Source organism: Aquimarina algiphila, assembly GCF_947494415.1.
GTDB classification, from domain to species: Bacteria; Bacteroidota; Bacteroidia; order Flavobacteriales; family Flavobacteriaceae; genus Aquimarina; species Aquimarina algiphila.
In genome coordinates this window covers 386,749-404,084 of the sequence record NZ_CANLVC010000008.1, presented here as the reverse complement: position 1 = coordinate 404,084, position 17,336 = coordinate 386,749, and the positions used below count along the sequence as shown (strand labels likewise).

Here is a 17,336-nt window from a genome sequence, read left to right as displayed (position 1 = left end):
CGGTCAAATTTTCCATATCCCTTTTTTTACAAAATTAGAGATTGTTACTTATATATTTCAAACCGATTTAAAAAAGTAGTGATAAAACGGATTTAAAATCGGTTACTGATAATTAATCCATTACTACAAACTATTTATTCTAATATTAATCGCCTATCCAATCTTCCTGTATCATTTCCATATTAGAAACACCTCCCGAAAGATTTCCAGCGTATACCGCTTGGGCAACCGAACGTATAAAAGTCGTGTTATCCCCACAGGCGAACACACCAGGAACCGATGTTTTTTGGAACATATCCACTTCGATAAACCCTTGCTCATTGATTTGACATCCTAATTTCGAAGGTATAACCGAATGCTGCTCAAAAGGTACTCGCGCATAAAGCGCCTTTAGGGTTTCCGAAGTACCATCACTGAATTTTAGTTTTTCAATATGGCCTTTTGTATGCTCAATAGAAGTAATAGGCTTTTCAATTACGACGATGTTGTTTTGGTTGAGTTCATTAACTTGGTCCTCACTCAGTTCGGATTTTCCGTTGGTGTAAACGGATAGCTCGTCCGTCCAGTTTGAAATCAACTTTGCTGTTTCAAAAGCACCGTCCCCATTTGCGAGGATCCCTGTTTTTACCTTTCGTACTTCATAGCCGTGGCAATAAGGACAATGTACTGCGGTGATTCCCCAGCATTCAGCAAAACCATCTATTTTGGGTAGAATATCCTTTATACCAGTAGCGAAGACAAGTTTTCTACCCTGAAAAGATTGACCGGATTGCGTTATAATTTCAAAACTATCTTTCGTTTTTTTTCCTTGTACTGCAAAATCCTTTAAAAATTGTACCGTTGGATATTCCAAAACCTGTTCTTTTGCTTTTGCGGAAATAGATGCGGGGGCAGCGCCATCTTGCGTAATAAAGTTATGGGAATATGGAGTTTGCTCGTTGCAAGGACTTCCCGCATCGATGATAAGAACGTTTCTAAGTGACCTTCCTAAAGCCATTGCTGCAGAAAGACCTGCATAACTACCACCTATAATCAGCACATCAAATTTTGTTTCTTTTGTCATAATATCTAATTTTTTAAAAGCAGATAACGGCAAGGGTAGCATTACTACCGCTGACGCAAATAAACTTTGTTTTATAAATTTTCTTCGGTTTCCCATTGTGTTCTCAGATTAAGCTATGGTGTAAATCATTAATGGCTTCTTCGATAGAATCCCCATACCCTTTTATAATTCCATCACCATTTAAATCAGTAAGTACCACTGTATATTTGGAATTTAGGACTTCTATTTTTAAGTGTTTTAAATCCATTGGATTTATGGAACACGTTTGTACTGTATCTATTAATTCATTCATTATCATGGTGTTCTAACATCAAAACTCTTATTACTACTAATTAAAAACACAGATTAGTTATTGACTTTTGCAATAAAATCAATAATCAATTTGGTCGTTTCATCAGGTTTTTCTTCAACAATATAATGTCCAGACTCAGCCACTGTAGCAGTAGTTATAGAATTTACCCCTACTAATTCCAAACTTTTTCTCATTTCTGGCAAAGAACTTTCCATACTGTATTGGGCACCAACAAGCAATACAGGAAAATCAATGACAGCTGTATGTGTAATATTAAACAAGGCATCATCGGAAAATGCCCGATACCATTCAAATCCAGCCTTTAGACTTGCCCGGGTAGTGTAGGCTCTAGCGTGTTCCTCAATAACATTATTGTCTATAGCCTTTTTATTTACAGAATGACCATGCATAAAAAAACGGAAGTATTCCTCTTGATTACCGATGACGAGATTTTCAGCAAGTGGTTTTTGGTTGTGAAACAAAAAATGCCAAGCGTGTTCCGTTTTTATCAATTCATCCCACGTACCCAAACCTGGTAAGGGTACATCCAATATTCCTAGACCAACTATATTTTTGGGATATAATCGAGCATAAGCATAAGCTACCATTCCACCGATATCGTGTCCCACCACGATTACCTTATCGAGGTTCAGATGTTCAACAAGTTTATTAATGTCCCCAGCCATTGAAGCCTTATCAAATTTATCCTCAGGCGCGGTTGAACCATTTATACCTCTTAAATCGGGCGCAATTATAGTGAGTGACTTGTCTTTTGAAAGTTTAGGTATTATATGTTTCCACATATAGGAACTTTCTGGCCAACCATGGAGTAAAACTAGAGCATTAGTCCCAGAGCCAGATTGAAGGTAGTGAATTTGTTGACTGTCGAAATTTGCAATCTTATCGCTTATATTGTTGTTTTCTTTGATTTGAGAATTTATTGATTGAATAGCAAGAAGTAGAAAGACAACTACTGCTGATAAATTTAAAATTGATTTTTTCATACATATCTTAGATTAATTATATGTCACAATTTTGAGACATATAAGTGTAAATTTTTTTAAGGTGCAATTCCTTTTATAAATGATTTCCAGGCAAAATTTTTGATATTGGATTTTGATGATTTGCTAGTATCATTCGCATTTACTGTACTATTAATAATTCCAGCGTGTAAATTTTGAATCCACTGAACCGTCATTTGTTTATTGACAACACCACTTTTCTGCAACTCTTTAACGATGTTCGTAAAACTGTTATATATGAAATCATAGTCAGCACAATCTTTATTATTTTTATTATGGCTATGACCATCTTGCTGATGAAGTTTATAGAAAAACGAATACTTTGCACCACAATCAATACCAGCGTATAGCATATTTTCCAACTGAATCAATGGGTCGTTAGAACTTTTTATAGCAGCTATCATTGCTTTCTTGCAACTTACTTCCATTTCTCTCTCACAAACAGCAACCAATTCATTACGGTCTTTAAAATACCTATGCAAAGTCCTTCGGGTAATATTAGCATTGTCAGCCACCTTTTGAAGGGGTGCCGAATAATCGGAATTGAAAACTTTTATTGCAGATTCAATAATTCTAGATTTTGTCTCTAATATCATATAATACAAAAATAAAATAATTTTTACATTGTCACAAATATGTGACATTAAATTATTGATAAAATTCAACTTATCACACTTAGTCAATTCCTTACATTCCCAAAAAATCCTGTCACAAATATTAACGACATTTAAATAATTTCGGTACATCGAAGGCCTAGACATATTTGATTTTTATTTCCTCTGTAGTAAGCTGTACTTTGCTACCTCTCATTTAATTCTAAATTTTCCCGTTTGAAGTGTATGCACTTATCTTGTTTTTTAATCAAATCTGTACATAAACGTTAAATTTTAAGATTTTTAAGAAGAAAAAACGGCTATAAATAAAAATCAACCCTTCATAATAAAGAGGTTATGCATTGTAGCGGGAACAGATATCGAATCTTTGGCCTTCGTCGGGTTATGAGCCATTTCGGTTTCATCAAAAACATATTAATTATCAGTAACTTATATTTTTTGAAGCACCTAAAAACTTGCAAATACCCAAAATATGGTCCAGACCAAGCTATTATATATGGGTGAGGTCTTCCGAATTCTTGATAGAGTACTTAACTTTTTTTAATTCTATCTTAAGTACATCTTCTAAAATAGGAATAGAGAATCTATTTAAAATCTTTATTGGAATTGAAGAGAATTGAATCCATTTGACATTAGAGCTACTGCTTTTTTCGAACTGATATTGTTCACTTTTTCCCATAGCGAACATTGATAATCTATTACCTAAGGTTCCTTTATTGAAGCCTAACTTTTTAAAATATGTATCAGAAATTTGAATATCTCCATTTTTGATTCTGAAATTTAAATCACTTAAATCTTTTAGTATAAAAGCTCTTTGTGTTGCCATAATCATATAAACTTAGAATTAATAACTAGTAATTTGAAAAGTAATCAATTTAATTAATAAAAATCACATAATCAACTAGTAAATAACACGTTATAGTGTTTTAATGATTGTAGATATATGACAAAAAACAGAAAAGGAAGCCCTAGCCTTTAAAAGTATGTTTTCGAAAAATATACTAGAATAATAATCTTCATTTTAAAATAGAATATCAACTAATAATAAAATACATCTTGAATTCATATTGTAATTCACAACCTTGATTTCTTCTTAAACACCCTATTAAACAACCCTATTAAACTTATTTAATATAACGCAGAAATCTTGATTTTAAATTGGTAGTTACATACTTGCATTTTATATAATTGCAGATATAATATTGTTTTAAAAACATTTTGAATTGAATTTAAAAATGACTTAAAACCATTTTTCTTAAACGTACACTTATAGGAATTTCATAATCACCAATAATGATTTGATTTTCTACGATTTTATCTACTTTATATTTTGATACTATATATGATTTGTGTGTTTGAATAAAACTATCTTCGGGTAATTGATCTTTAAAACTCTTTAAAGATATATGTGTAATTATAGTCTCTTTTGGTGTTACGACTTTGATATAATTTTGCATTGCTTCTGCAAACAGAATATCCTTTATATTTATCTTTTTAAGCTGTCTTTCACTTTTTAAAAAAAGTATGTTTTTTTCATCAGAACTACCATAATAACTATTGACTTTATTAACTGCTTGTAAAAACCGTTTAAAAGAAATGGGCTTTACTAAATAATCTAAAACATTATACGTAAAGCTTTGCAAAGCATATTCTTTATATGCAGTGGTCATAATAATTGAAGGAGATTTTTTTAAGCCTTTTAACCAATCAATACCTGATAATATTGGCATATTGATATCTAAAAAGATGATATCAATTTCATTGCTTTCAAGATAATGATTTGCTTGCAATACATTTTTACATAGCGCAACAACATTTAAAAATGAAATCTCATTACAATACTCTTTAATGCCTTCTCTTGCGATAGGTTCATCATCGATGATTAAACAATTTAGCTGTTTCATTCTCTTATGTTCTATAAATCTATGATCAAGTCAGCCATAAATCTTGAGTTTTTCTTGCTTATGGTTAATTCATGTTTATCTGGATAGACTAACGATAAGCGTCTTTTTACATTTATTAAACCGATGCCCCCAACATCATATTTACCAGTTACGTTATCAAAAGTATTTGTACAATGTAGCGAGAGCTTACCTCCTACTTCTTTAATCTTTATATCAATTCTATTATCATTATTATTGGTGTGATTACTACAATGCTTAAACGCATTTTCTATAATCGGAATTAATAATAATGGCACTATTTTTTTTGTAGCATTCTCAAATTCTATATTGTAAGTAAGCTGAATATCTGAACCTTTACGGGTTTTTTCCATCTTAATATACTGCAATACAAAGTCTAATTCCTTCTCTAAGATAATTTGAGTACCGCTTTCATACAATTGATAGCGTAGTAGTTCTGAAAACTGAAGCAAGGTATCTTTAGCCAAGGTATCGTTTTTACCTATTAAGTGATAAACATTATTAATTCCATTAAACAAAAAGTGAGGATTTAACTGTGCTTTTAGATATTTTAATTCTGCCTTAAACGATTCTTGTATTAGTAGTTGTTTTTCTTTTTCAGATGTTTTGTGCGCTTGTCTAAAGATGTAATAAAAACCAGCAACACTATAGAATAGGTTAACAAAAACAGTAAGGCTAAAGTTATCCATAAACTCATCTGTATCATAGATTTCAAATATATCATACAGCATGTAATCAAAATAGGTTTCAATTAGCGAAACTACCAGGCATATAGAAAAAGAAAGTACATAGTATGTTGCTTTTCTTTTAAGCATATACATTTTTGGCACCAACCAAAACACTTGTATATAAAACAAAAAGAAATTGGTAAAAATCCCATAGGTATAGGCATAGGCTAAACTATTATGATCCTCAGAAACATTATTAAACCCATTCCAATCTGAATGGACAACAAAAGCAAACAACAAATAATTTAATATCCAGAACAGCAGATGTAGTGCTATTTTCTTTATTGATTTGATGTTGCTCATTGGTATATTTTGTGCAAAGAAACATATTATTTATTTGTAATACAGCAATTATTACGTTCGTCAATAATTATTCAACGGTCATCAAATTACTAATATTTTAAAGCGTTTTTACCCATTTCTTTGCTCGAAAACTATAAATAATGAAAAAAACGCCCTTAAAAATGACAAAATTCAATCGCTTACATTCTATAACTACTACAGTTCTAGTTGTAATATTCTCAATCCTTATATGCTCATGTTCTAATGATGATGATGGGACACCTCCTAAAGTTATTACCGAACTATCGCAAGACATTAAAGATTTAATTTATTTCAAAGGAGACGAAAAAGCCCCTACGGTGCTGATAACTATCCCTGGTGGCCCTAGTACAGAATTTGCTACAGATGTAGTAGACCAGTTTTCTGGATTTCTTAATCCAAAGGATATTTTAACTGTAACTGTACATCAAGCACAAACATTAAATCCTGATATAGTAGCTGGAAATGATATCACATTAACCCAAGCTAGTTCTTTTAATACAGAAACTATAGAGATGCTTTCTAAAGTGACTACCTATTTTAAAGATCAAGGTAGAACAGTGTATGTTTTAGGATTATCATTTGGTTCGTTTATAACACAAGACCTCATTGCAAAAAAAGGAATAGATAGCGCTGATAAGTATCTTATTGTTACAGGTAGATTAGATATGAACGATGTTATTTGGCAAGGGGCTGCCGAAGGAAGAAATGGATTTTTTGAAAACGGTGTTACTCCCATAGTAGAAACAGACCCAGCTCTGGACATAAAAGATAGAAATCTTAATAGAATAAGTGCCGGATTCTCAATGAACAGGTATACACAACTTTTTAATACCATTTCGGACTTGTCGAACGTAACCTACATTTATGGGGAAATAGATCAAGCTGTCGGCAGTCTTACGCCTAGTGAGGTACAGTTTTTAGAGTCAAAAAACACCAACGTAATCGTTGGTCCTGGAGATCATACTACCACTCTTGAAAATTTCATAGTGCAAGGTTTTAAAGAAGCCTTCGGAATTGAATTATAACAGTAAATAGTAACACGATAATTCAAAAACATGAAAAAATATAGTATTGCTTTGCTATTAATCTATGCCATAAATTTTCAAGCTCAAAGCCAGACTAACGATTCTTCTTTTTTAAATAGAACCGAATTTAAAGTCGGCTATTATGGTAATCTATTATGGGATAACGGTATTAATTTGGGTGCTGAATATCTCTGGAAAGAAAGGAAAAATAGTAAAGAAAAAAAGAAAGGACAAAAAATAATTACCCATCAATTTTTGTTTAACGGAAGCATAGGGTATTCGACCAACTTCGCTAATAAAACAGATAATGGTTTACATACTTATTATGGACTTATATGGCGAAGAACAAGTCCAAAAAGATGGCAGCTACACGTAGCGTTAAACCCATTGGGGTATTATCGCTCATTCTTACCAGAGACCTATGAAGTTAAAGGAGATAATGTAGAGAAAGTGTTTCTGCCTGGACGTGGGTATTATAATCCTACCCTTTCTGTTGGAATAGGCAGACAGCGCAAAGGGAAAATACGTTCTGCCAGTTATTTTAATATCACTTTTAGTCCACGCTTTAACTACAATGCTGGTACGTTCCCTACGCTTTTCTTACAATATGGTTTTCGGTTTAATTTTAAAAACAAAAAACAATGAGACAATTAAATACATCATTCTTAAAAATAGTATTCACAGTAATTACAATATGTTTAGTAACTGCTTGCTCTAAAGATGATAATCTTAATAATTTGAATGAAACCATCTTTGTTCGTCATAAAAATGCAGATATGCCTGCATACATAAAAGGAAACGCCAGTGAAAAGGTTTTCTTAATCACATTACACGGTGGTCCAGGTGATATAGGATTAAGTTTTTCTGGGGAGGCGTTTAACCAAATAGAAAATCAGTATGGCGTTGTATATTTTGATCAACGAGGATCGGGTAATTCACAAGGGCATTACTCTGAAAAAGATGTAAGCATAGATCTTATGGCAGAAGACGTATTAGCACTGATAAAAGTGATGAAACGTAAATTTGGTAGTGATTCACGTTTCTTTTTAATAGGACACAGCTGGGGTGGAACACTAGGAACAGCTACCCTACTAAAAGATCAAAGTGACTTTAAAGGATGGATAGGTTTAGATGGAGCATATAGTCCAGCTAGATTATATGATCAATATATAGAAACATTTACGACTACCGCAAACACCCAAATAGCATTAGGTAATAGTGTTGATTTCTGGAAGTCTGTTTTAGAACTTGTATCTCAAGTAGATCCGGTAATTAATTTCGATGATAATCAAAAACTTAATATGAAGGCTTTCAAAGCGGAGAAAGCATTACATGAAGATGGTTTTATAGATTTTGATGATAACGGATCAGAAGGTGTAGGTACATTCTTTAGATATAACTTTTGGACTAGAAATTGGAATACTCTTCAAATAGGAGGTACAATAGATGATCAAGGTCTATTTCAAACCCTTGATTTCACGAGTCGACTTCCAGAAATAACGATACCATCCCTATTTATATCAGGTAAATACGACATGATAGTGCCTGTAGCTTCTGCTCAAACTGCTTTTGAAAACATAGGTTCAGCGTCCAAAGAATTACTCATATTTGATAGATCTGGTCACGCTCCGCTGTTTAGTGAACCCGACCTGTTTACTACAGAAATTCTTCGTTTTATGGATGAACATAAATAATGTTTTATGACTACATATATTTAACGTTGCCACATCATAAGCAATGTTACCTTTTTAAATAATAACATAAAAAATAAAATGATGAAATTTAAATTAATAACAATGGTAGTAGTATTCACATTGTTTATAACTACAATTTTTTCGCAAGACACAGTAAAACAAGAATTTGAAGTAAAAGTAATTACAAGCGTAGAATCTATTATACCAGATGGATTAGGTAGATCACGATTAATTTCATCAGTTGATAAAAGAGACTATAAAGAATTTACTTCTTGGCGAACAAAAGATGATAATACTAGAAATAAGTCTAAAAGAAAAGATATTAGAGTAAAGGGTTTTGAAGAAACAAAATTATTAAACTTTTATAATCTAGCTGGTATACGATTTCAAAATATAGCAGCGAATGATGCCGTAATTTCCTCAAAATTAACTGCAATGATTTCTCAAGGTTGGGATTTGATATTCGTAACAAGTGCTGTAGAAAGTGATGCAGGAGAAAAAGATGGAAATGGTATTTTTATTACACGCTATATTTTTAAAAGAAAATTGAATTAAAAAAAAGTCCTAATTCGTGTAATTCCTCTGTTTCTGTACTTCTACAATCACAAAATTAACTTTTCGTTTTGTTTTGTAATCTATATTCGCATCAATTAATTAAAAAACATAAATTATGAAAAAATTAGTATTCATAACTATTATTACAGTTTTAGGATTATCCAATGTTAACGCTCAAGAAATTAAATTTGGAGTTAAAGCAGGTTTAAACCTTGCTTTTATCACTGGAGACAACGCAAAAAATATTGATCCTAACACAGATTTTCATTTTGGAGCCTTAGCCGAAATTAAGGTTTCAAACAAATTCTCTTTACAACCCGAATTATTATATTCCGGACAAGGATTTAATACCAATATTGATTCTGAAGGCAGAATTGCACTAAACTATTTGAACATTCCATTAATGGCAAAGTACTATGTCACAGAAAGGTTGAGTCTAGAAGCTGGACCCCAAGTTGGTTTTTTACTTTCTACAAAAGGAGGTGCAGAAAGTGATAAAGACCTTTATAAAACAATGGATTTTGGAGTGAATTTTGGTTTGGGCTATACTCTTGATAACGGTATCTATTTTAGTGCAAGATATAATCTAGGATTATCTAACATTAATGATGTAGATGGTTTTTCTGACAAAAATAGAAATGGAGTATTTCAACTATCCGTTGGATATTTCTTTTAACACCTAAACTTTTATGTCAAAATCATAATCATGAAAAAAAAACATAATCTTATTACTTCTAATTATCTCATTAGTATTAGTAAGTTTTAGTTATAAAAATAGTATCGAGAAAAACGTAATGCTAACCAGACACAAATTCCCCTACTCTCCTATCCCTTCGACAGGCTTAGTGTGACAGCTCATGGTAATACATAATGCAAGTACATTATAGTACAAATGTATTGTTTTGTCTTTTAGTAGAGGGTTGTCCATTTGATAGCTATCATTCTATACTATATAAAATATTCCAGAAACTGTTGTAATTCTTTTTAATGTCTAATACTTGGGTTATTAAAATTTGAAATACTCGATTCTCTGATTAAAATTTGCAGTTATAGTTTACTCATTACAGTTGTTTTTTTGATCAAAATTGATTCTCTATTCAGAAGCCTTAACTTTAAAATCACCATTACTTCTTATATAAATTACAGTTTTTTTATCTGTTGAAATTTTTGATGTCGCGTTTTCTTTAACTCCAAAATAAGAACCAGGTTCTAGCACTTTTTTTGTGTCTTTTGTAGTAAACTGATGTGTTAGTCGACCAGAAATAACTACTGCTCTAAAATTTGGACTTAAATTTTTGATGCTTCCATTAAAACCAGCTGGTAATCTTAAAAGTGTTGCACGTAATTGCTTTTCATTGTGAACTCCCCATAAAAAAGCAGTTTCTATATTACTCTTTTCTGCTACCCATTCTATATCATTAGCAGTTAACCAAACCAAATTGGTTTCATCCACATTAACTGGTCTTTCACCATTATCAAAAGCTTCAGAAGTTGGCTTCACCAAATAAGGACCTTCTTGAATATCTAAAAAAGCCATATTCTCCTCACCATCTGCTGCAGTAATATGTGCTTCACCTGCCGGCTGTTGCCAGTAAGAACCTGCTGGTAACCATTGTTTTTCGGCGTTTTCATCATCGTTGTGTAACAATCCTTGTATTACCACACCACGATACGTAATGTTGTGAATATGTGGTGGTGACGAAAATCCTTTTTTAAATTTTACTAAAAATCCTGCGGGTTCATTTTTAGTACGATCTCCCCAAAGTTTTCCTGCAGCCGGACTTTTATCACCACGTAACGGATTTAACCAACCCCATTCTATGTTTTCGACTGTAACAACTTCATTTTTAGAAGTTCTATCGTCTGTTGTTGGTGTTTGTGCTATTAAGCTTAGATTAAATAAAACAATTAATATTGACGTGATTAATGTTTTCATTATTTTATTAGATTTATTGTACTATATTTTTTATAGTGATAAAAGTATATATAGCATTTAGTTCTCACAATAACGGTCAAAAAGGATAGTAGGAAATAATTCAACAAAATTTTTATTATCAACTAGTTAACAAGTTATTTTTTTGCTATAAAAAGTATAGTTATGTTGTTAAATATAGTATTGTACTTTTGCGCTTTCTAATAAAGTTATTTATGTATAAATTTAAAGGTAAAGAATATCCATATTGTGCCAGTTTAACAATGTTATTAAAATTTCAAATACGCGATTCTCACGGATAAGATAATTGACTTTTTAGAATGGCGCAAAACTATCTTTGGGGCCATCTGGCACACTCCAACGCTGGCGAGCTGTTATATTTTCTGGTACATCAAATTTCGATATTGAATCAGCAGAACTACCATAGCTATTTGTACTACCTCGTGGGATTTTCATACGATCTCCATATAACCACACCACCAAGTTACTTCGCTGTCCACTGGTAATTGGATGTGTAACATGTGGGACATTACCTCTGTGGATTATTGCTTTACCTGGTTCAAAAATAGTCTGTACAGTTTGTCCTGTAGCTTTGTCATAGAAATCAACTTGTGAACCTATAAATTCTTCATCAGGTAAATTAATATTGATATTCAAAGTTGCAGCTGAAGCGTCTGTGTGCGGTTGTAAATCCTTATCCTTATCGGGATTGTACTGAATTGAAAAACCAAATGTTTGATTATCATATCCATAAGTACCTAGTAATAATCGAGCAATCGGACGCATATAGCGGTTCATTATGTCGTTATAAAATGCTTGAAAATTAGGTGCAGCCAGATGTCCTTCAGATCTTGGGTCAAGCATAATCCCATAACGATTTAACTGAATACCATACGGAGCGCGTTTAGGAATTTGTGAGTTCGCTACAGCTTCTAAATAATTACGGAATTCTACTAAACGTTCAAGATCAAAAAATTGTACGCTATAAACATCTGGAATAATTTCTTCCCATAAATCTGCAACAGCATTTTCTTTTTCTGGGTTTTCCCATGCATCGTTAATAGCTTGTCGTAAACGTGGATCAAGTAACGTTTCATCTGGAATCAGTAAAATATCTTTGTTTTCGATTTCCCATTCTGCCCATGCATCTTCAAGCAATTTTTGGTTACTGTTCCAAAAATGCGAGACAGATGCTTCACGTTTTAGTGATGCTTCACGAGATGGCAGAGTGAGCGCACGAGCTTGTGCGAGTGCTTTATTTTTTTTCATTTTTTAATCTTAAAGTTTTTTATAATGGATGCCCAATTTTTATGAGCACCCATTGTAATTATTTAATAAAAATCAATTCTTAATCTCTTTGAATTTCTTGTAAATCAATTAACATACTTTCCCAATTCTTTTGATTATTATGGTCAAATTGTGCTCCATTTTCATCTGCAATCGTAAAACGTTTAATAGCTGGTGTTTTACTTGTTGCCTGAAATAATTGATATGCTTCTTCTTTTAAAGCATCTGCAATTGGTAAATCAATAGATGCGTAAACTGCACGTTTACAAGCCTTGATAGATTCTGCTGGAAATTTTGAAATACGCTCTGCTAATGCATCAACATATGCTCCAATTTCATCTGCATCTAACGCTTTATTAATTGTGCCAAATTTTTCTGCTTCATCAGCATCCCAATCTCTAGCTCCTAAAATAATTTCTAAAGCTTTACCAAGTCCTGCTTGTCTTGCCATACGAGATGCTCCACCACCACAAGGTAAAATGCCCATACCTACTTCCATTTGCATAAATTTAGCCTTCCCTCTAGCTGCAAAACGCATATCTAATGCTAGAGCCATTTCGTGTCCGCCACCACGTGCAAAACCTTCAATTTTAGCAATAGTTGCTTGTGGTACATTACTTAATCTTTCTAATACAGATTGTAAGTCAAGTAACTTAACTTCGTTTCTTGGCACAGCTTCTTCAGACATATCTCTTAATAAGTTAGTATCATAGTGACATACCCAGTAACCAGGATTAGATGATTGAAAAACAACCACTTTTACGCTTCTGTCTCTTTCTAATCGTAGGCAAAGACTACTTAAGTCTGCTAACATTTCTTGTCCTTGTACATTTACAGGTCCAAAGTTGATATCTACTGTTAGAATTCCGCCTTTTTGTTCTGCCGTGAATGTTTGGAAATTTTTGTAATCCATTGTGTTTATTTTTGAAAATTAATTGTTAATTGAAGCAATTGTATTACTATTATAATGCAAATTTACCCTAGGATCTTTGGTTAGTTTTGGTAAGAAAAAAAGAGGTTTTAGTAAAAAACGAGGAGTGGATATTATTACGAGCCTTTAAGGTTTGCTTGATATGCTCTCGCAGTCATTCCTTTGTATACTGTGAATGTTTTATCTAAATGACTACTATCTGTAAATCCTAATTCGTGAGCAATTTCTGAAACAGTTGAATTGGTGTATTTGAGACGTGTTTCTGCCAACGTTAACTTGTAATTAAGTATATACTTTTTTAAGCCAATTCCCATTTTATTTTTAAAGTATTGACTAATGTAATTTTCTGAAATATGGAATTGATTTGCCAACTCTTTCTTTGAGAGTTTTTCAGAATCATGAACATGATAATGAATGTAATTTATAATGCTCTGAATTTTGGAATCTATGATATCTGTTGAAATAAAGCTTACGTTTCTAGATATGATGTGAAGTATGGAGTGTAATACAGATTTTAAGATAGTTTCACTTTTCAAATTTTCATCATTATACTCGTTGCATAGTACGGTGAATAATGAAAGAATACTACTTTCATCAGTTTTCGATTTAAAGTCTAAATGAGAGGTTCTATTTGCTCCGTGCAGTATAGTTTCAATTTTTTTAAACCATTGTTTTCGTTGAACCTGATTTTCACCTGATAACATATCATCAAAAAAACTGTTAAGAAATTTGACAGCACAAACCGTTGTGGATGTTTCAATTTCAAAATTGTACTGATCATTAGGTATTAAAATAAAAATTTGATTGTCATTATATGCAACTCTATGATTATTTATAATTAGTGCGCCCGAACCTTTTTCAACAAATAATATTTCAAAAAATCGAATAGGCGTATACTGGCAAAATGCCAGCGTAGTCATTTCTTCAAACTTTTGAATCACAATATTTTCGAATATGGTTCTGGGCATTATTTATTTCTAATTGATTATATCTTCTGTTTTTCTTATTAATTTCGAAATTAACTCCGCATCATATGCATCAGGATGTGCTTTAGCAAAATTTCCTTTTGGATTGCCTTTGTCGTTATCAAAATATTTACCCGTAATATCTATGTACTCTTCAGAAACAGCCAAATCATATAATATATCTGCGCCTTTTGTCGCTGGAGACCAATGTTGCCCATAAGCTTCATTAGCCATTCGAGTATTTAATAAAGAACCTGGGTTTACAGCTATAACTGAAATAGCATCGTGTTGTTTTGCAAAATTAAAACTCCACATAGTAAGTGCTAATTTACTTTGCCCGTATGCTTCACCTGCATTACTAATTTTCATTCCTGCCAATGCAGCATCAGTGACATGCGTTTGAGCGGCTGAACTTAAATTTACGACGCGCGTTTTATTTCCTTTCTGCAATAAAGGTAACAAAGCATTAGTTAATATATATGGCGCTAAATAATTTACAACTAATCTAATGTCATATCCTTTGAATCCAGTAGTTACAGATGTCTTAAATATACCTGCGTTATTAATTAGTACGTCTATTTTAGAAACTCTGTTTTTTAAGTTCTCTGCCATTATAGAAACAGCCTCTAAATCAGAAAAATCAGCAACAAAACCATCTACATTTTCATTGTTTGAAGCCTCTTTTATTTCTGAAATAACTTTCTTTAATTTTTCCGCATTTCTCCCATGAACATAAACTTCATGACCATCTTTGGCTAGTTTAATGGCTGCAAGCTTTCCAATTCCATCTGTACTTCCTGTAATTAATATGGTTTTACTCATAGTATATATCTATTTCTAATTTTAGATACTTAAATTTTAGGTTCATCCTCAAAGCACAAATTTAGCTAGAGGACAAATACTCCAATGAGTAAAAATTAATGCAATTTTAGTAAAAAACAAGGATTTAATTAACTATAACATCTTAATGCTTAATTAAAGTTGATGTTTACGTTCTATTGTATAATTCCATTCCATACACATTGCACTTCTCTCCTATCCTTTCGACAACACTTCGAAAGGCTCAGGGAAATACATAACCCGCAAGTACCTAATAATGTAATACTATGTAAAATAGTCCTCGTGTATAAATTCAATATTTTGTCAAAGTACCCAAAAAACAAAACTTCTGGGTAGTTTAAATATTATCATTTATCTATCCATTTTCTGAAATCTTTAGTAGATGCTGTACTTGTGATTAAAGAATCAGATAAACCACTTATTCTTATAGACAATCTATTTTTACTATAAGGTAATATTTTTTCTATAAAGCTTATGTTGATTATATAGCTTCGATTGATTCTAAAAAAATGTTCTGGATTTAATTCGCCAGATAATACACCTATGGACTTTGAAATACTATGTAAACCTCCATTACTATCTTTCAGTTTACAAAAATCTCCACAAGCTTCTATATAACAAACATTTTCTGTCTTTACTAGTTTTATACCTTCAGCCTTTTTTATAGCAAATCGTTTCTTAAAAGTATGTTTTTGCTCAATAAGACCTTTAAATTGCTTAAAAAAGTCTTTTTCATTGAATTTTTCATGAAATAAATTTTGATATTTTTTTATTGCTTCATAGATATTTTTTTGAGTATAAGGTTTTAAAACATAAGCAATTCCATTGGTTTGGAACGCTTTTAACAAATGTTCATCAAAAGCGGTACAAAAAATTATTGGTACTGAGGTTTTAACCGAATCAAAAATATCGAATGACATCCCTCCAATTATTTTAATATCAGATAAAATTAAATCATAGTTCGTTTTTTCAAGAGATTTTATGGATTCTTCAATAGAGCGAGTATGCGTGTATTCAAAATCCGATTGTAAAGATTCAGTAACACAAGTAAGTAGTTTTTTAAATGCTGGGATTTCGTCCTCTATAATTAAAATGTTCATGAGTTTTTAATGCTTTTAATCCACAATTGTTAATAAAGGTAGTTTTAGAATAAAAACTTTTTCAGACTGCTTAATATCAATCATTTTATCTGAAAGTAATTCATAACGTTTCTTTAAACTTTTTAACCCTGTACCAAAAGATTCATTAACTTCTCTTGATTTAGCAATAGTATTGGTGATTTTTACTGTTTTGTTTTCTATTAAAATTGTAGTTATAATAGGAGCATTGATTTGTGGTTGATTATGTTTAACAACATTTTCTAATGCAGTTAATAAAACTCCACTTGGTAAGTATCTATCTTTAACAATACTTTCTTCTATTATATTAAACCGATAGTCATTTTCAAACCTTGTCTCTATGAGATAAATATAATTTTTAATTAATAGAATTTCATCTTCTAAAGTAACAATATCTTCTTCATGCGTTTTGATTAAATAACGATATAAGGAAGCAAGGTTTGAAATATATTCTTTTACTTTTTCTTTAGGTGAATAATCAACAAGTGCATCAATAGTATTTAAACTATTATATAAAAAGTGTGGATTGAATTGAGATCTTAATAACTTTAATTCTAGTTCTTTTTGAGTATTCTTTAATTCGATATTATCAATCTTATTATCGTAATAATTTTTACCAAATACAAAACTCATTAGGAAAAAACCATCTGCAGATCTTCTAAAATTTTGAATAAGCATAATGTCGAAAGACGGCATTTTCCAACGCGGAGTCGAGGTATAATAATCCCTTAACATATCTATAAAACCAATTACTTCTATTAAAAAAAAACCAAGTAAAATAAAAATAATATAGCTTTTTTTTATTATTAAAAATTCATTGATTAACCATTTAAAAACAAAAATTAGTGCTAGATTTTTAACAATCATTCCTATCCATCCTGTCCAGATTTCAAAAAACGAATAATTTTCAACATTCCACCGATATAATAACCAAACTGTAGCTCCTATAAAATATATTACAATAAATTTATAATCAGATTTAGTGAACCTTATATTGTTCATTTTTATTTTTTTTAGATCAGA

19 protein-coding genes are annotated in these 17,336 nt (G+C 31.5%); 5 read left to right on the top strand and 14 right to left on the bottom strand.

The annotated features are described in order from the left end of the window. Positions 1 to 145 precede the first annotated feature (145 nt). The 7 genes from PQF96_RS19510 to PQF96_RS19480 all read right to left on the bottom strand — a co-directional run bounded on the left by PQF96_RS19510 (position 146) and on the right by PQF96_RS19480 (position 5,944). Positions 146 to 1,159: an NAD(P)/FAD-dependent oxidoreductase gene (locus PQF96_RS19510; RefSeq protein WP_271767901.1), complete on the bottom strand. Its 1,014-nt coding sequence runs from the start codon at positions 1,157 to 1,159 to the stop codon at positions 146 to 148. Between the two features lie 7 nt (positions 1,160 to 1,166). Beyond that, positions 1,167 to 1,355, bottom strand: coding sequence for a hypothetical protein (locus PQF96_RS19505; RefSeq protein WP_271767900.1), 189 nt, complete (start codon positions 1,353 to 1,355; stop codon positions 1,167 to 1,169). A gap of 53 nt (positions 1,356 to 1,408) precedes the next feature. Next, entirely contained in the window at positions 1,409 to 2,359 is a 951-nt protein-coding gene (locus PQF96_RS19500) for an alpha/beta fold hydrolase (protein WP_271767899.1), read from the bottom strand. Between the two features lie 56 nt (positions 2,360 to 2,415). Next, positions 2,416 to 2,892, bottom strand: coding sequence for a TetR/AcrR family transcriptional regulator (locus tag PQF96_RS19495; protein ID WP_333968113.1), 477 nt, complete (start codon positions 2,890 to 2,892; stop codon positions 2,416 to 2,418). 589 nt (positions 2,893 to 3,481) lie between these two features. Beyond that, positions 3,482 to 3,817 (bottom strand): hypothetical protein, encoded by a 336-nt coding sequence (locus tag PQF96_RS19490; RefSeq protein ID WP_271767897.1) that lies wholly within the window; start codon positions 3,815 to 3,817, stop codon positions 3,482 to 3,484. Between the two features lie 403 nt (positions 3,818 to 4,220). Continuing rightward, the gene (locus tag PQF96_RS19485; RefSeq protein WP_271767896.1) at positions 4,221 to 4,895 is read right to left on the bottom strand and encodes a LytR/AlgR family response regulator transcription factor; all 675 of its coding nucleotides are present in this window, start codon (positions 4,893 to 4,895) and stop codon (positions 4,221 to 4,223) included. Positions 4,896 to 4,906: 11 nt separating this feature from the next. After that, complete coding sequence (locus PQF96_RS19480; protein WP_271767895.1) at positions 4,907 to 5,944, bottom strand: sensor histidine kinase; 1,038 nt, start codon at positions 5,942 to 5,944, stop codon at positions 4,907 to 4,909. Positions 5,945 to 6,084: 140 nt separating this feature from the next. Here PQF96_RS19480 and PQF96_RS19475 point away from each other — a divergent pair, with 140 nt between their 5' ends. The 5 genes from PQF96_RS19475 to PQF96_RS19455 all read left to right on the top strand — a co-directional run bounded on the left by PQF96_RS19475 (position 6,085) and on the right by PQF96_RS19455 (position 9,915). Next, positions 6,085 to 6,990 (top strand): hypothetical protein, encoded by a 906-nt coding sequence (locus tag PQF96_RS19475; RefSeq protein ID WP_271767894.1) that lies wholly within the window; start codon positions 6,085 to 6,087, stop codon positions 6,988 to 6,990. 30 nt (positions 6,991 to 7,020) lie between these two features. Further along, the gene (locus PQF96_RS19470; protein ID WP_271767892.1) at positions 7,021 to 7,635 is read left to right on the top strand and encodes a hypothetical protein; all 615 of its coding nucleotides are present in this window, start codon (positions 7,021 to 7,023) and stop codon (positions 7,633 to 7,635) included. Next, a complete protein-coding gene (locus PQF96_RS19465) occupies positions 7,632 to 8,684 on the top strand; it encodes an alpha/beta fold hydrolase (RefSeq protein WP_271767891.1) in 1,053 nt (350 codons plus the stop codon). Before PQF96_RS19470 ends, PQF96_RS19465 begins: the two co-directional genes overlap by 4 nt. Before the next feature lie 81 nt (positions 8,685 to 8,765). Continuing rightward, entirely contained in the window at positions 8,766 to 9,239 is a 474-nt protein-coding gene (locus PQF96_RS19460; RefSeq protein ID WP_408629613.1) for a hypothetical protein, read from the top strand. 115 nt (positions 9,240 to 9,354) lie between these two features. Continuing rightward, positions 9,355 to 9,915: a porin family protein gene (locus PQF96_RS19455; RefSeq protein ID WP_271767889.1), complete on the top strand. Its 561-nt coding sequence runs from the start codon at positions 9,355 to 9,357 to the stop codon at positions 9,913 to 9,915. Positions 9,916 to 10,332: 417 nt separating this feature from the next. Here PQF96_RS19455 and PQF96_RS19450 read toward each other — a convergent pair whose 3' ends face one another. The 7 genes from PQF96_RS19450 to PQF96_RS19420 form a co-directional block, all read right to left on the bottom strand. Beyond that, entirely contained in the window at positions 10,333 to 11,175 is an 843-nt protein-coding gene (locus PQF96_RS19450) for a DUF4437 domain-containing protein (RefSeq protein WP_271767888.1), read from the bottom strand. A 312-nt stretch (positions 11,176 to 11,487) separates the two neighbouring features. Next, positions 11,488 to 12,330, bottom strand: a complete 843-nt coding sequence (locus PQF96_RS19445) for a 2OG-Fe(II) oxygenase (protein ID WP_271767887.1) — start codon at positions 12,328 to 12,330, stop codon at positions 11,488 to 11,490. Between the two features lie 190 nt (positions 12,331 to 12,520). After that, positions 12,521 to 13,372 carry an enoyl-CoA hydratase/isomerase family protein gene (locus tag PQF96_RS19440; protein WP_271767886.1) on the bottom strand — a complete coding sequence of 284 codons (852 nt, stop codon included), beginning with the start codon at positions 13,370 to 13,372 and terminating at the stop codon, positions 12,521 to 12,523. A 134-nt stretch (positions 13,373 to 13,506) separates the two neighbouring features. After that, positions 13,507 to 14,358 (bottom strand): AraC family transcriptional regulator, encoded by an 852-nt coding sequence (locus PQF96_RS19435; protein WP_271767885.1) that lies wholly within the window; start codon positions 14,356 to 14,358, stop codon positions 13,507 to 13,509. 9 nt (positions 14,359 to 14,367) lie between these two features. Next, positions 14,368 to 15,177, bottom strand: a complete 810-nt coding sequence (locus tag PQF96_RS19430; RefSeq protein WP_271767884.1) for an SDR family NAD(P)-dependent oxidoreductase — start codon at positions 15,175 to 15,177, stop codon at positions 14,368 to 14,370. A gap of 365 nt (positions 15,178 to 15,542) precedes the next feature. After that, complete coding sequence (locus tag PQF96_RS19425) at positions 15,543 to 16,295, bottom strand: LytR/AlgR family response regulator transcription factor (protein WP_271767883.1); 753 nt, start codon at positions 16,293 to 16,295, stop codon at positions 15,543 to 15,545. 15 nt (positions 16,296 to 16,310) lie between these two features. After that, positions 16,311 to 17,315, bottom strand: a complete 1,005-nt coding sequence (locus PQF96_RS19420; RefSeq protein ID WP_271767882.1) for a sensor histidine kinase — start codon at positions 17,313 to 17,315, stop codon at positions 16,311 to 16,313. Positions 17,316 to 17,336: the final 21 nt, after the last annotated feature.

Coding starts and splice junctions, on each gene's coding strand:
- PQF96_RS19510 (WP_271767901.1), bottom strand. CDS start 1,159: ATGGGAAACCGAAGAAAATTTATAAAACAAAGTTTATTTGCGTCAGCG.
- PQF96_RS19505 (WP_271767900.1), bottom strand. CDS start 1,355: ATGAATGAATTAATAGATACAGTACAAACGTGTTCCATAAATCCAATG.
- PQF96_RS19500 (WP_271767899.1), bottom strand. CDS start 2,359: ATGAAAAAATCAATTTTAAATTTATCAGCAGTAGTTGTCTTTCTACTT.
- PQF96_RS19490 (WP_271767897.1), bottom strand. CDS start 3,817: ATGGCAACACAAAGAGCTTTTATACTAAAAGATTTAAGTGATTTAAAT.
- PQF96_RS19485 (WP_271767896.1), bottom strand. CDS start 4,895: ATGAAACAGCTAAATTGTTTAATCATCGATGATGAACCTATCGCAAGA.
- PQF96_RS19480 (WP_271767895.1), bottom strand. CDS start 5,944: ATGAGCAACATCAAATCAATAAAGAAAATAGCACTACATCTGCTGTTC.
- PQF96_RS19475 (WP_271767894.1), top strand. CDS start 6,085: ATGAAAAAAACGCCCTTAAAAATGACAAAATTCAATCGCTTACATTCT.
- PQF96_RS19470 (WP_271767892.1), top strand. CDS start 7,021: ATGAAAAAATATAGTATTGCTTTGCTATTAATCTATGCCATAAATTTT.
- PQF96_RS19465 (WP_271767891.1), top strand. CDS start 7,632: ATGAGACAATTAAATACATCATTCTTAAAAATAGTATTCACAGTAATT.
- PQF96_RS19460 (WP_408629613.1), top strand. CDS start 8,766: ATGAAATTTAAATTAATAACAATGGTAGTAGTATTCACATTGTTTATA.
- PQF96_RS19455 (WP_271767889.1), top strand. CDS start 9,355: ATGAAAAAATTAGTATTCATAACTATTATTACAGTTTTAGGATTATCC.
- PQF96_RS19450 (WP_271767888.1), bottom strand. CDS start 11,175: ATGAAAACATTAATCACGTCAATATTAATTGTTTTATTTAATCTAAGC.
- PQF96_RS19440 (WP_271767886.1), bottom strand. CDS start 13,372: ATGGATTACAAAAATTTCCAAACATTCACGGCAGAACAAAAAGGCGGA.
- PQF96_RS19435 (WP_271767885.1), bottom strand. CDS start 14,358: ATGCCCAGAACCATATTCGAAAATATTGTGATTCAAAAGTTTGAAGAA.
- PQF96_RS19430 (WP_271767884.1), bottom strand. CDS start 15,177: ATGAGTAAAACCATATTAATTACAGGAAGTACAGATGGAATTGGAAAG.
- PQF96_RS19425 (WP_271767883.1), bottom strand. CDS start 16,295: ATGAACATTTTAATTATAGAGGACGAAATCCCAGCATTTAAAAAACTA.
- PQF96_RS19420 (WP_271767882.1), bottom strand. CDS start 17,315: ATGAACAATATAAGGTTCACTAAATCTGATTATAAATTTATTGTAATA.